This window comes from Candidatus Rickettsia kotlanii (genome assembly GCA_030295365.1).
In the GTDB taxonomy this organism is placed as follows: Bacteria; Pseudomonadota; Alphaproteobacteria; order Rickettsiales; family Rickettsiaceae; genus Rickettsia; species Rickettsia kotlanii.
The window spans coordinates 1,168,293-1,181,793 of the sequence record AP027062.1 but is presented as its reverse complement, the minus strand read 5'-3'; the positions used below and the strand labels follow the sequence as shown (position 1 = coordinate 1,181,793).

Below are 13,501 nucleotides of genomic sequence, written 5' to 3'. Positions count from 1 at the left end.
CATTTGTTGCTCAGCTCGAAAAGCATGCTCTATATCATCCCCGCGTAGGCGGGGATGACATAAAACGGAAAAAATCATTCGGAAAAAATCATTGGAGCGGGTGAAGGGATTCGAACCCTCGACTTCGACCTTGGCAAGGTAGCGCTCTACCCCTGAGCTACACCCGCTTAAATAAAATAACGGTATTTTAATGTAAAAAGTTTAAGGGGGATCATTAATTACATATAAAGTGCCTTAGTGTTTTTTAAGCTAAGCGAGTCTGAATATAAGTAATTATAAGATAAATTGCAAGTATTAAATTAGAAATTTATTGGCATATTGCTAAATAAAGATAGATTATTTAATAAATTAACGCCATTGCATAACGCCATTGCAAGGAAATTACAAAGTGTATTGACTAAGCAATCTAGTTAAAAACTCTGTAAACTAGAATTTATTATTATTTTTTTTAGATTGATATGCTCCAGTCGCTCAGCTCATTACGACACCTGTCTTGAGTTAGCAATGTTATAAAATCTAATTTTGTTAAATTTATAGAAAACAGTATAGTTCTTTATTAATTTTAACTAATCTGTAAAAAAGTATGTGAAGTTACGCAAAAGAGCAAAAAAGTTTAGTCCGTAATCAAAAAGAAGCAATAGGGCTACTATTGATAGGTACGTTTCTTGAATATTTTGATCTCATGCTCTATGTACACATGGCGGTACTACTTAACAAGCTATTTTTCCTGAAGCCGATGCACGAGCAGATTCTCTATATTCTGCCATTGCATATCGTGCAACATATGTGTTTAGACCTATCGGTGCTTTAATATTCGGTTGGATAGGATACTATAGGTCGTAAGGCCACGGCCATTATTACAACTTTTTTAATGTTGCTTTGTTGTTGTATAATTACGACGACTTTTGTAGTAACTGTGTATCGTATCGCTCAGGGGATGTCCTTTATAGAGGAGGTAGTAGGTGCCGAGTTTTATCTAGCCGAAATAACAAAAATTCTTCAACATTATTGGGTAGTGGCTTCGCTTGTTGTTTTTGTAATGTTAGGTGCAACCGTAGCCTTGGTGGTATAGGAACACTTGTTACTTCTTTTGGACTTGATTGGCGTATTGCATTTTGGTTTGGAGCAGCTCTGTAGCACAAGCGGGGATAAATAGTAATCGGCTAAAATCAAGCCCTATTTGGAGTGAAAAAATTAATAAACCAACAGCAATAGTTTTCTTTTTTATATATTGTGGAGCTCCGTTATGGTTTTATATTGTTTATATTTATTGCGGTAATATGTTAAACCCATTTCTTATTTCATTATAATTTTTGGGCTATTAATTAAAAAATTAGGCATTGCCTAGAAAAAGTTGATAATTTGAACAGTTTACGTCATTACCACACTCTTTGCAGTCCCTTATTAATCCTAAAGTCAAAATATAACTATGTCAAACCGTAATAGTTTAGAAGTACAAAAGAGTACGCACAAGCTAGCTCCTTAAATAATACTAATCTAACTGCATCACAGAGTGAGTTAATACTAACTGTTGCAAATTTATTGTTCAAAGAGTCAAATATTAATAATAATCAGAATATACAAAGAGATCATAATATATCTTATGAAAATAATATTACCGACTTTGAAAATCAGGATACAAGTTGTGGTATATGTAAATGTCTTGGAGCTATAGCTACTGTTTGCTGCAATGTGTATGTATTTTTATTTGAATAAACACCAAATTTTACACTAAAAAAATATGAGCAAGGCTTAAGAAAGTTAGGAAACCTAGAGCATCGGTTATAGTTGTTAGAAATACACTAGAGCCTGTAGCGGGGTCTATATCAAAATAATGCAGTATTATAGGAATAGCAGAGCCAAATAATCCGGCTACTAAAAAATTTAAAATAACTGCAATAGCAAAAATAATGCTAAGATTTAAGTCAAGCAACATCACAAAGCTAAGTCCTGCTCCGATAATTGCAAGTACAAAACCGTTAAAAGCTGATACGGCTATTTCTTTTAATATAACTTTATTGACATTATTATAATGAATATCTTTATTAGCAAGGGCTCTAACCGTGACGGTCATGGCTTGTGTTCCAGCATTTCCGCCCATTGAAGCTACAATAGGCATAGTGGCTGCAAGCGTTACAAGTTTTGCAATAGTATCGTTAAAATGGTTAATGATAAGTGAGGTCATGCAGGCAGTGATTAGATTAACAAAGAGCCAGGGAAAACGATGTTTAACGGTATACAATACATTGAAGAAAGTATCTTGAGTGTGTACCCCGCTTAATGATAATATATCTTTGCCGGCTTGTTCTTCGATAATATAAATTATATTATCGATTGATACGCTACCTACTAACTTACCGTTTTTACTTACTACCGGTACAATAGTTAAAGCATATTGTCTAAAAATGAAGCTTAGTTCATTTAAGTCGGTAAAAGCATCTGCAAGCTTAAAATCTTTGCTCATCAAATCTTGTATCAATTCATTTTTTTTGCCTTTAATTAGCGTGCTAAGAGAAATAATACCGATAGGACGTAATTTATTATCCGTAACGATTGCCGCATAAAAGTCATTCTTTACGTTCTTGATAAAATTTAATGATTCCTCGACCGTCCATCCTTCTTGAAGATTAATAAAATCTCGCTCAATTACCCTACCTACCGTATTTTCGGGATATGTACAACCTACGGTAATTTGGTGTTTTTTTTCTTTAGTAAGATTATTTAGGATAAGCTCTTTTATACCATCGTCTAGATCGATTACTACTTCAATAGCATCTTCTATAACTAGCTTATTGATTAATTCTGCAGATTTTTTTATGCCTAAAGTTTCTATTATTAAAGGTTTACTATAAGCATTTAATGATACTAACGTTTCAGGCTTAATTTCATCCTGTAATAAGGGAATAATTATTTTATATGTTTTATTGTTAAGATTATCTAAGAAATCTGCTAAATCGGCATAATGAAGCTTGACCAGCCTGCTTGCAGCAGCATCATAATTGTGATCTTCAATCAGATCGTTAATTTGATCAAAAATTTCAGCAAATTGATCGTGATGATCTGGTAAGATGCTTTTAAATATATTGAAATTAGGCATAGCCTATGGACCTAATAGTTTTTATAGACTTATTATAATTATTTAAAGCTAGTTAGCTAGGCTTGGTACAGAATTGTGTACAATTTACCAGTCAATATAAATCACAGAGTACAAATAAGCAATAGTTTTTATTTCAACTCTTTTTCATTTATCAGGAGTATACAATTAGCACAAACATTTGCTAACAAGAAGAACTTAGGAGTAAATATAAAATCTGAAGTGTCGAAACAGACAAAAACTTGACTTTGTGAAAAACCGGCGAATGGTGCGGTCGAGAAGACTTGAACTTCCAATCTTTTTACAGAACAGCACCCTCAATGCTGCGCGTCTACCAATTTCGCCACGACCGCTTAAGTTTTACTCTATAGCAGATTATGAGTAAAATATCAATAGAGCTCTTTTTATGTCATTCCCGCTTCCGCGGGAATGACATAAACTAGCCATGCGACAACACCTTTAGTCGTTCGCAATGACTGGCAAAGCTATTTAAGATAAATCAACAACAAAACTAGGTGTAATCGATTGCTTAACAGCAGCTTTCATTAAACTATCTAGTTTTTCATCAATATTATCAAAATCAATATGATATTCTCTAGAATTTCCAGTTAACACTAGGGCAGAGTCTATACCAAGGCGATTTGCTGCAAGTATATCAGTGTAAATAGTGTCCCCAATCATTAACATGCGATTCTTAGGGATATTATGACATTCTTTTAAAATTTTGCTATATATTTCTTCATATGGCTTCCCGCTATAAATTACTTTTCCGCCAAGCTGCTTTATTTTTTCGGCATAATAGCCGCTACAATATCTATAAACACCGTGCTGATTTATTCCAAGGTCAGGATTAGCGCAAATATTGACCATTTTACGTTGTACAACAATTTTAAATAATTCATCGAATTCGTTTAAATCTAAATTTTCGTTTTCGTCTCTGTAAATAGTCATTAAGAAAATATTAGCTTTGTTAATATCATCAGTGATAGGACATTGCATTCTGTTTATTATATCATTTTCTAAATGTCCTAAATAATATATTACTGGTTTTTCTATACCGAGCCGCTCTTTACTTTCTAGTATCATTTCTACTGCTATTTCGCCTGAGCTAATGATCATTTCCGGTTCTGCATTTAATCCCCATGATTTAATTATTTGATGCAGTGAAAAAATATTTCTTGGAGCATTAGTAACAAAATATACTTTTTTTCGTTCAATAATCTTGTTGATATTTTGTACGACGCACGGATAGGTACGCTCCCCTTCGATTATTACCCCCCAAAGATCGAATAAGAACACGTCATAATCATTAATTACGTCGAAAATATTTTTTAACTTTAATACATTCATTGTTATCTCGCTAATTTTAAATCAAGAAACTTTACTATTTTAATAAGTTACGTTATAGTCATTTTTATTATTTCTAGCAACAAGTAATAGAGCCAAATACCAAATATATAATATGTCGGAAATTGAAGAAAAATTTAACGCATCATCATACGGTGCTGATTCCATAAAGGTTTTAAAAGGTCTTGAAGCCGTAAGAAAAAGACCAGGAATGTATATCGGGGATGTCGGAGACGGGTCGGGTCTACATCATATGATTTATGAAGTAGTCGATAACGCTATCGATGAGTCACTTGCCGGTTATTGTGATCTAGTACGAGTAACATTAAATAAAAATGGTTCAGTAACCGTATCCGATAATGGGCGAGGTATACCCGTTGAAATTCATGAAGGAGAAGGAATATCGGCAGCTGAAGTTATTATGACGCAACTTCACGCCGGCGGTAAGTTTGACCAGAACACTTATAAGGTTGCAGGTGGTCTACACGGTGTTGGTGTATCGGTTGTAAATGCTCTTTCTGAATGGCTTGAGCTACGTATTTGGCGTAATAATAAGGAATATTTGATTAGATTTAATAACGGTATAACGGAAGCTCCACTTGCGGTTGTCAAAGAAAATATTGATAAAAAAGGTACAGAAGTTACTTTTTTTCCGTCTGTAGAAACGTTTACTAATATAGAATTTGATTTCGGCACTATAGAGCATCGTCTTCGTGAACTTGCTTTTTTAAATTCAGGCGTAAAGATTTTACTCGTCGATAATCGCTTTGAAGAAGTTAAAGAAGTAGAGTTTTATTATACAGGCGGTATAGAAGCTTATGTAAAATATATAGACAGAGCGAAGCACGCTATTCATCCATGTATAGTAGTTAATACGGAGAATGCTGAGTCCGGTATAAGCCTTGAGCTTGCGATGCATTGGAACGATTCTTATCATGAAAATATTTTATGCTTTACTAATAATATTAGGCAGCGTGATGGCGGAACTCATCTTAGTGCTTTCAAATCAGCGATAACACGTGTTATTACCTCGTATCTTGATAAAAAAGCTAAAAATGACTTTAGTGGTGAAGATACTAGGGAAGGGCTATGTTGTGTGCTTTCCGTTAAAGTGCCTGATCCTAAATTTTCTTCTCAAACAAAAGATAAGCTAGTAAGCTCCGAAGTACGACCGGTTGTTGAGAATACCGTTTATACAAAGGTGCTTGAGTGGTTTGAAGAGCATCCAGCAGAAGCTAAGGCAATTATAGCTAAGATTATGGAAGCTGCGAATGCTCGTGAAGCTGCTAGAAAAGCAAGGGAATTCACTCGAAGAAAATCAGCTTTAGAAGTTTCGAATTTACCAGGTAAACTTGCAGATTGCCATGCAAAAGATCCTACTATTTCAGAATTGTTTATTGTTGAGGGGGACTCTGCGGGCGGTACTGCAAAGCAGGGTAGGGATAGCAAAATTCAGGCTATATTGCCTTTGCGTGGTAAAATTTTGAACGTTGAGCGTGCAAGATTTGATAAAATGCTCAGTTCGGACCAAATCGGTACGTTAATTACAGCTCTTGGAATTAGTGTTGAACGAGAATTTTCCCTAGAAAAGCTTAGATACCATAAAGTTATTATTATGACCGATGCTGATGTTGACGGTTCGCACATTAGAACTTTATTACTCACGTTTTTCTATCGTCATATGCCTGAGCTAATAAATAAAGGCTATCTATATATAGCTCAGCCACCGCTTTATAAAGTAAAGAAAGGAGCAGCCGAGCTTTATTTAAAGAATGAGCAAGCTCTGCAAGATTATTTGATCACATCAACTATTAATGATGCAACCTTAATTCTAGATGGTAAAGAGCAGTTAGTGGGTGATAATTTAGAAGAGTTAATTAATAAAGTAGTTAAGTTTAACGGCTTGCTTGACCATGCTAGCAAAAAATTTAATTGCTCAATTACTGAAATTCTTGCGATTAATGACTTACTTAATAACAAAATATTTGAGCCTGAAAGTGATTTAAGACTTAAAAAAGCTTTAGATGTTTTAAATAGCTTAGGAGATTCGCCTGGTAAGACTAATTGGGAAGTTTTAAAACATGAAAATAAAATAGAGTTCTTCCGCTTTAGTAGGGGTTTAAAAAAAAGTGAAATATTATTGAAAGAGCAGTTAGAATCATTTGAGTTTGTACAAATATCAAAGCTTGCTTTAACGATTTTTGATATATTTAGTAAGCCATTAAAGCTTATAGTGAAAAGTCAGGAATTCGATATTTTAACACCGAGTCAGTTGTTAAATACCATTATAGAATGCGGGAAAAGAGGTATAAATATTCAGCGTTTTAAGGGTCTTGGTGAGATGAATTCTGACCAGCTATGGGAAACTACTCTTGACCCTACAAAAAGAACTTTGCTTCAGGTAAGAGTCGCAGAAATTGATGAAGCAGAAGGCATTTTCTCTACTTTAATGGGTGACGTTGTTGAACCTCGCAGGTTATTTATCCAAGCGAATGCGTTGAATGTCGTGAATTTGGATGTATAATCGGTGTCATACCGTGGCTTGTCCACGGTATCCAGAAAATAACTAAAAATACTAATAATATTTAGATTTAATATAGTATTTTTAACTGGATCCTGTGATCAAGTTGCGGGATGACAATTTAATCGGTTTCTCCTCGCAATGATGTTACAATTTTATCAAAATAATTTATGCACAAATTAATTATTCACGGTGGTACACCTCTTAAAGGTAGTATTAATATTAGCGGTGCTAAAAATGCCGTGCTACCTATTATGGCAGCGTCTATTCTTACCGATCAACTGCATATTACTAATGTTCCAAAGTTAACGGATGTTAGTACTATGAAAGATTTGCTCCGAAGTCACGGGGCAGATATTGAAATAATAGAACATCAAGATGAATTTGAGCTTATAATTAATACCAAAAACATAAATAACTTTACTGCAGATTATGAAATAGTCCGTAAAATGAGAGCATCGATTTGGGTGCTTGGTCCTTTGCTTACCAAATACGGTAAAGCAAAAGTATCGCTTCCGGGTGGTTGTGCTATTGGAGCAAGGCAAGTAGATTTGCATATTGCTGTATTAAAAGCTATGGGAGCTACGATTGAAATAGAAGATGGTTATATTAACGCTTCAAGTAAAGGACGCTTAAAAGGTACTCATTTTGTTTTTGATAAAGTTTCCGTAGGTGCTACGATTAATGCAATACTTGCAGCTGTTTTAGCAGAGGGGGAAACTATGCTTTTTAATTGCGGTCGAGAGCCGGAAATAGTTGATTTATGTAATTGTCTTATCACAATAGGAGCCGATATTGCAGGTATCGGCACTAGCGAAATAACAATTAAAGGCAAGGATTCTTTAAATAAAGCGAGCTATAAAGTACTTTCTGATCGTATTGAAGCCGGTACTTATATGTTTGCGGCAGCTATTACTAAAGGTGATGTAAAAATTTGTGGGATTGATTACCATATTATAGAAAATATAGCTTTAAAACTTATCGAAACGGGTATAAAAGTCGTGCCGATCAATAACGGAATTCAAGTAACTTATGAAGGGAAGTTAAATTCAGTTGATTTAGAAACTAATCCCTATCCTGGCTTTGCTACTGATTTGCAAGCACAATTTATGAGCCTTATGACGCTTAGTAGCGGTGTTTCAATGATCACCGAGAATATTTTTGAAAATCGTTTCATGCATGTTCCTGAATTATGTAGAATGGGAGCAGATATAGTAGTACGAGGTAATAAGGCAGTTGTTCGAGGTGTAGAAATGTTAAAAGGCGCAGAAGTTATGGCAAGTGATCTTAGAGCTTCGGTATCGCTAATACTCGCCGGTCTTAGTACTAATAGCAAAACTGTATTACACCGAATATATCATTTAGATCGTGGCTTCCAAGATTTAGAAAAAAAATTAAATAATTGCGGTGCAGATATAAAAAGGGTATAATATACTCGATCAACTTCAAAAATTGGCTACGTCGTTCTACAAGAGCTGCGGTACTCACGTATTAAGTATACGCTGCGTTCCCTTGTGAACTCCTTACTTTTTTTGAAGTTGATCTGCGTGTGCTCGTTTCCTATTTATTTGTAGTATACTATTTTTAATGGAGAAAGATTATGGCAAGGATTACAGCAGAAGATTGTAATAAAATTATACCGGATAGGTTTCGGCTTGTTGTCCTAGCAACAAGATATGCTAAATTATTAAATTATAAAGTAGAAACTAATCAAATCAAAAAAGAAAAGCGTGATAAGCCTCCTGTTATCGCATTACGTAGAATTGCTGCTGGAAAAGTATTAGTAGCTCAGTTAGAACAAGATTTAATAAATAGTCTACGTACAAGAACTATGATAGAGCCGCTTGTTAATCAAGATGCATCAGAAGCTGTAGAAGAAAAATTTGAGTATTTACCTGAAGTTTATATCGGGGACGATTATTCTGATTTAGATGATCAAATCTTTATTGATGAGAATGGCGAAGATTATGAAACTGGTAAGTAAATGCTTATTGGTGTTGGTATTGATATAGTACAAATTCCTAGAATCGAGAAAATATTACATTTATATCCAGAACTTTTTGCTAAAAAAATTCTAACTTCAAGGGAATTAAAACAGTTTGCTTTGTTGGGGAAAATAAACCATGCTGCTTTTTTAGCCAAGCGTTTTGCTGCTAAAGAGGCTGTTAGTAAAGCCTTTGGAGTTGGTATAGGTCGAGGTATAAATTTTAAAGATATTACTATACTAAATAATGATTTAGGTAAGCCTATAGTAGAAGTTAGCTCAAACTATACAAACAAACTCTCTCCTTTTAGTCTTCACCTTTCTCTTGCAGATGATTACCCTGTATGCGTAGCATTTGCTGTGATTGAGAGTAGTTATAATGTTATTCTTGGGTAGAGGTATTACTGTGTGAATCTTATGTCATTCCCGCGTAGACATTGTTACGTGGACACCTAAACCGTCATTGTGAGGAGCGGAGCGACATGGCAACCTCATGCAGTAACAACAAGCCCTTGGAATTGCTTCGTCACAACTTACAGTTTTTCCTCGTAATGGCACTTGGTATATGGGTAATACCCGCTCTCGCAATGACAAAATATAAATTACGATCCGGCTTTGCTGTCTGCTTTAGGTAACATGATTTTTAAATCAGCTTTAGCTTCTAAATCAGCAATATATTTCTTTAGTACTTCTGCAGCTAATATATTATCAATAGTTACTTTTGCTTCTTCTTTTGTTGGAATAGACACAGGTTTTTTCTCAAGCACTTTAATAATATGCCAACCGAAATTGGTTTTTACAGGAGTTGAAACTTCATTTACTTTTAAAGCAAAAGCTTTCTTTTCAAATTCCGGTACTAACTGCCCAGGTTGATTTAGTAGAATGTAACCAATAACGCCGCCGTTTGAAGCTGAAGCTTTATCAAGAGATAACTCTTCTGCAAGCTTAGTAAAGTTTCCGCCTTTGCTTAATTTGGTTTTTACATCATTAGCTTCTTTTTGAGATTTAACTAAAATATGAGCAACTTTTATTTGTTCTTTACCTTTAAGATTATCGACATATTTATTATATTCGTCATCAAACATCTTATCTGTAATGTTAGATTTTATGTAGCTTGCTAGTAATTCTTGTTGAGCTAATTGACTTTTTGCATTTTCAAGTTTTTCTTGGAATTCTTTAGAAGCAGTAATATTTGACTTAGCAACTTCTTCTTTTAACAAAAGATTATTAACATAAATTTTTATTAATTTTTCCTGATCTTGTGGTGGGAAATCATCAAAATTTTTGATTGTTTCACCTGATTGAAGATTAAGCTGAGGCTTAAATTCTTTCATAATTTGCGATTCTTTTACTTCACCGCCTTTATAGGTAGCAACTACCTTGTCTTTATCAGCAAAAGCAATACCGGAAAGCATGCTAACTGATAAAAACATAACAGATAATTTTTTCATTTATGACTCATCATTGTGTTAAATATAAGCTTAAATTTTATAAAAATAATATATAACCGTCAACAGCTATTTGAGAATATTTTATTTATTAATAATAATTTACAAATATTTGTAGTAAAAAATTATTCATTTAAATAAAATTATAACATTTGATAATTTTATAAAATATACCTATACTTAAGTACTAAAATATTAAAAGTATCATAAGGACTTTAATGCTTTCTATTTTAAAAAAACTTTTCGGTACTGCAAATGATCGTACTGTAAAAAAACTATTTTCTGAAATTACAAAAATTAACTCGCTTGAACCTGCTATACAAAAATTATCAGATGAGGAGTTAAAGAATAAAACTGTGGAGTTTAAAGAAAAGCTTAAAAACGGAGCTACTTTAGACGATATAGTATATGAGGCGTTTGCGGTAGTTAGGGAAGCAGCTAAAAGAATTTGTGGTATGCGTCATTTTGACGTTCAGCTTATAGGCGGCCTGATATTACATCGAGGTATGATTACCGAAATGCGTACCGGTGAGGGTAAGACCTTAGTTGCAACGCTTCCTGCTTACTTAAATGCTTTAACTGGAAAAGGTGTACATGTTGTAACCGTAAATGATTATCTAGCACGCCGTGATTCTGCTTCCATGGGTAAAATTTACAATTTTTTAGGTTTATCGGTTGGATGTATTGTTGGCGGTATGCCTGATGAAGTAAAACGAGCCGCCTATAACGCCGATATTACTCATGCAACAAATAATGAACTCGGTTTCGATTATTTAAGGGATAATATGAAGTATAGCTTGCAGGAGCGGGTACTTCGTCCTTTTAATTTTGCTATCATCGATGAGGTTGATTCGATTTTGATAGATGAAGCAAGAACTCCGCTCGTTATCTCGGGCCCGGTTAATGATAATGCAGAATTATACGGTAAAATTGATAAAATAGTACGTTTGCTTAATGCAAGTGATTTTGAAAAAGACGAAAAATTAAAAACTATCAATTTAACGGAAAACGGCATTACACATATAGAATCGCTTCTAAGTAAAGAAAATATTATAAAACCGGATACCAGTTTGTATGATTTTGAGAATTTAACTTTAGTACATTATGTTAACCAAGCCTTAAGAGCTCACAATATGTTTACTGTTAATGTAGATTATTTGGTGCGTGAAGGTAAAGTAATGATTATTGATGAGTTTACCGGTCGTGTAATGGAAGGGCGTAGATATTCGGAAGGGTTACATCAAGCATTAGAAGCAAAAGAAAATGTGAAAATTCAAAATGAGAACCAAACTTTAGCATCTATTACTTTCCAAAATTATTTTCGTAATTATCCTAAATTATCGGGTATGACTGGTACGGCTATGACCGAAGCATCGGAACTAAAAGATATATATAATCTCGATGTGGTCGCAGTCCCAACCCATAATAAAGTTACAAGGCTTGACCTTGATGACGAAATTTACGGCAGTAAAAAAGAAAAATATGATGCTATCTTAAAGCTAATTAAGGATTGTTACGATCGTGGACAGCCTATACTTGTCGGTACGATAAGCATAGAAAAGTCAGAAGAACTTTCAAGCGTTTTAAATAAAGAAAAAGTCCCTCATAAAGTATTAAACGCCAAATTTCATGAGCAGGAAGCTTTTATTATTGCTCAAGCAGGTAGGTTTAAGGCAGTAACGATTGCAACTAATATGGCAGGGCGTGGTACTGATATTATGCTTGGCGGTAATCCTGAAATGTTAATAGCACAGCTGGATAAAGCACATAATTATGAAGCTAAAATAGCTGAAATAAAAGCTCAAATTGCCGCAGAAAAGAAGCAGGTTATTGAAGCAGGCGGCTTATTTGTGATAGGTACGGAAAGGCATGAAAGCCGTAGGATAGATAATCAGCTAAGAGGAAGATCAGGTAGACAAGGTGATCCTGGTAAAACTAAGTTTTTCCTATCACTTGATGATGATTTAATGCGTATTTTTGCATCAGATCGTATATCAGGAGTCCTTAGAACACTTGGATTGAAAGACGGAGAGGCTATCCACCATCCGATGATTAGTCGTTCACTTGAGAAAGCGCAGCAAAAAGTGGAAGGACATAACTACGAAATGCGTAAAAATTTATTACGTTTTGATGATGTAATGAATGACCAACGTAAGATAATATACGAGCAACGTACTGAAATTATTAAATCTAAAGATAGTCACAGTTTCTTAAATAGTACTACTGAGGAACTTGCCAAAAAGATAGTATTAACTTTCATGCCGGTAGGCTCTTATAGAGAAGATTGGGATATAGAGAATTTAAGTGTAGAATTACATCGTGTTTTTTCTATAAAATTTGATCATAATGTAGTAAGTAAAAATGATGTAACAGGAGAAGAAATCACGAAGACCGTTATACAAATGGCTTATGATATATATAAGTCAAAAGAAGAAGCCTATAGTAGCGAGTTAATGCATAATGCCGTGAAATATATTTTATTAACTACCCTTGATCAAGTTTGGAAAGATCATTTATATAGCTTAGATCATTTAAGACAAGGTATATCTCTTCGAGCTTATGCCCAAAAAGACCCTCTGAGTGAGTATAAAAGAGAAGCATTTAACTTATTCGAGCAGATGCTTAATAATTTAAAAGAATTATTTATTCAAACCGTATACCATTTCCATATTGACTTAAAACATGTTCAAAAAGAAGATGTTTTGCTTGAGTATAAAAAACTTCAGAAAAATATGCGTGAGAGCCGGGAAGATCCGGCATTTAGTAAATATAACGCAGGAAGTAGCCTTGAGACTGACCTTAAACCAGTCGTATCACGCATTGACCCAAAAGATAGGAACCCTGATGATCCTACTAGTTGGGGTAGGGTATCTCGTAATGAGCTATGCCCGTGCGGTTCAGGCAAGAAATATAAATATTGTCATGGTGCAAATGAATAGATGAAAACCTATAATACCCTACGATTTCTACTCTATGTTATTCCCGCGGAGGTGGGAGAATCCAGCAAAACTCGAAAAAATCAAAAGGTTATAGCTATTTCTTAAAATTTCTTTACATTCTTAGAAAAAGTAAAAATTCTTCAAGATTTTTATACTTTCTGGATTCCT

9 protein-coding genes, 2 tRNA genes and 1 pseudogene are annotated in these 13,501 nt (G+C 34.2%); 7 read left to right on the top strand and 5 right to left on the bottom strand.

The genetic code is table 11. From position 1 onward, the window contains the following. Positions 1 to 92 precede the first annotated feature (92 nt). A tRNA-Gly gene (locus tag QUD19_RS06555) sits at positions 93 to 167 on the bottom strand. A 749-nt stretch (positions 168 to 916) separates the two neighbouring features. Between QUD19_RS06555 and QUD19_RS06550 the strand changes: the two genes are divergently transcribed. Together QUD19_RS06550 and QUD19_RS06545 are read left to right on the top strand one after the other, a co-directional pair. Continuing rightward, positions 917 to 1,072: a proline/betaine transporter gene (locus tag QUD19_RS06550; protein WP_498808078.1), complete on the top strand. Its 156-nt coding sequence runs from the start codon at positions 917 to 919 to the stop codon at positions 1,070 to 1,072. Positions 1,073 to 1,429: 357 nt separating this feature from the next. Continuing rightward, a pseudogene (locus tag QUD19_RS06545) lies at positions 1,430 to 1,716 on the top strand (hypothetical protein). 10 nt (positions 1,717 to 1,726) lie between these two features. Here the strand turns inward: QUD19_RS06545 and mgtE are convergent. The 3 genes from mgtE to QUD19_RS06530 all read right to left on the bottom strand — a co-directional run bounded on the left by mgtE (position 1,727) and on the right by QUD19_RS06530 (position 4,444). Continuing rightward, complete coding sequence (mgtE, locus tag QUD19_RS06540; RefSeq protein ID WP_498808077.1) at positions 1,727 to 3,097, bottom strand: magnesium transporter; 1,371 nt, start codon at positions 3,095 to 3,097, stop codon at positions 1,727 to 1,729. A 263-nt stretch (positions 3,098 to 3,360) separates the two neighbouring features. Further along, positions 3,361 to 3,447 (bottom strand) — tRNA-Leu (locus QUD19_RS06535). Between the two features lie 136 nt (positions 3,448 to 3,583). Further along, complete coding sequence (locus tag QUD19_RS06530) at positions 3,584 to 4,444, bottom strand: TIGR01459 family HAD-type hydrolase (RefSeq protein ID WP_498808076.1); 861 nt, start codon at positions 4,442 to 4,444, stop codon at positions 3,584 to 3,586. A gap of 112 nt (positions 4,445 to 4,556) precedes the next feature. Here QUD19_RS06530 and gyrB point away from each other — a divergent pair, with 112 nt between their 5' ends. From gyrB to acpS, 4 genes are all read left to right on the top strand, one after another. Beyond that, entirely contained in the window at positions 4,557 to 6,965 is a 2,409-nt protein-coding gene (gene gyrB / locus QUD19_RS06525; protein ID WP_498808075.1) for a DNA topoisomerase (ATP-hydrolyzing) subunit B, read from the top strand. Positions 6,966 to 7,132: 167 nt separating this feature from the next. Next, on the top strand, positions 7,133 to 8,392 hold the full coding sequence (murA, locus tag QUD19_RS06520; protein ID WP_498808074.1) for a UDP-N-acetylglucosamine 1-carboxyvinyltransferase: 1,260 nt from the start codon (positions 7,133 to 7,135) through the stop codon (positions 8,390 to 8,392). Between the two features lie 170 nt (positions 8,393 to 8,562). Next, positions 8,563 to 8,946 (top strand): DNA-directed RNA polymerase subunit omega, encoded by a 384-nt coding sequence (rpoZ, locus tag QUD19_RS06515; RefSeq protein WP_498808073.1) that lies wholly within the window; start codon positions 8,563 to 8,565, stop codon positions 8,944 to 8,946. Further along, positions 8,947 to 9,342, top strand: coding sequence for a holo-ACP synthase (gene acpS / locus QUD19_RS06510; protein WP_498808072.1), 396 nt, complete (start codon positions 8,947 to 8,949; stop codon positions 9,340 to 9,342). A gap of 206 nt (positions 9,343 to 9,548) precedes the next feature. Here the strand turns inward: acpS and QUD19_RS06505 are convergent, their stop codons facing one another. Next, positions 9,549 to 10,397, bottom strand: a complete 849-nt coding sequence (locus tag QUD19_RS06505; RefSeq protein WP_498808071.1) for a peptidylprolyl isomerase — start codon at positions 10,395 to 10,397, stop codon at positions 9,549 to 9,551. A gap of 215 nt (positions 10,398 to 10,612) precedes the next feature. On the opposite strand from QUD19_RS06505, the gene secA reads away from it, so the two are divergent. Beyond that, complete coding sequence (gene secA / locus QUD19_RS06500) at positions 10,613 to 13,333, top strand: preprotein translocase subunit SecA (RefSeq protein ID WP_498808070.1); 2,721 nt, start codon at positions 10,613 to 10,615, stop codon at positions 13,331 to 13,333. Positions 13,334 to 13,501: the final 168 nt, after the last annotated feature.

Excerpts from the sequence above, each read along its gene's own strand:
- rpoZ (WP_498808073.1), top strand. The coding sequence starts at position 8,563 with ATGGCAAGGATTACAGCAGAAGATTGTAATAAAATTATACCGGATAGG.
- QUD19_RS06530 (WP_498808076.1), bottom strand. The coding sequence starts at position 4,444 with ATGAATGTATTAAAGTTAAAAAATATTTTCGACGTAATTAATGATTAT.
- secA (WP_498808070.1), top strand. The coding sequence starts at position 10,613 with ATGCTTTCTATTTTAAAAAAACTTTTCGGTACTGCAAATGATCGTACT.
- murA (WP_498808074.1), top strand. The coding sequence starts at position 7,133 with ATGCACAAATTAATTATTCACGGTGGTACACCTCTTAAAGGTAGTATT.
- QUD19_RS06505 (WP_498808071.1), bottom strand. The coding sequence starts at position 10,397 with ATGAAAAAATTATCTGTTATGTTTTTATCAGTTAGCATGCTTTCCGGT.
- acpS (WP_498808072.1), top strand. The coding sequence starts at position 8,947 with ATGCTTATTGGTGTTGGTATTGATATAGTACAAATTCCTAGAATCGAG.
- mgtE (WP_498808077.1), bottom strand. The coding sequence starts at position 3,097 with ATGCCTAATTTCAATATATTTAAAAGCATCTTACCAGATCATCACGAT.
- gyrB (WP_498808075.1), top strand. The coding sequence starts at position 4,557 with ATGTCGGAAATTGAAGAAAAATTTAACGCATCATCATACGGTGCTGAT.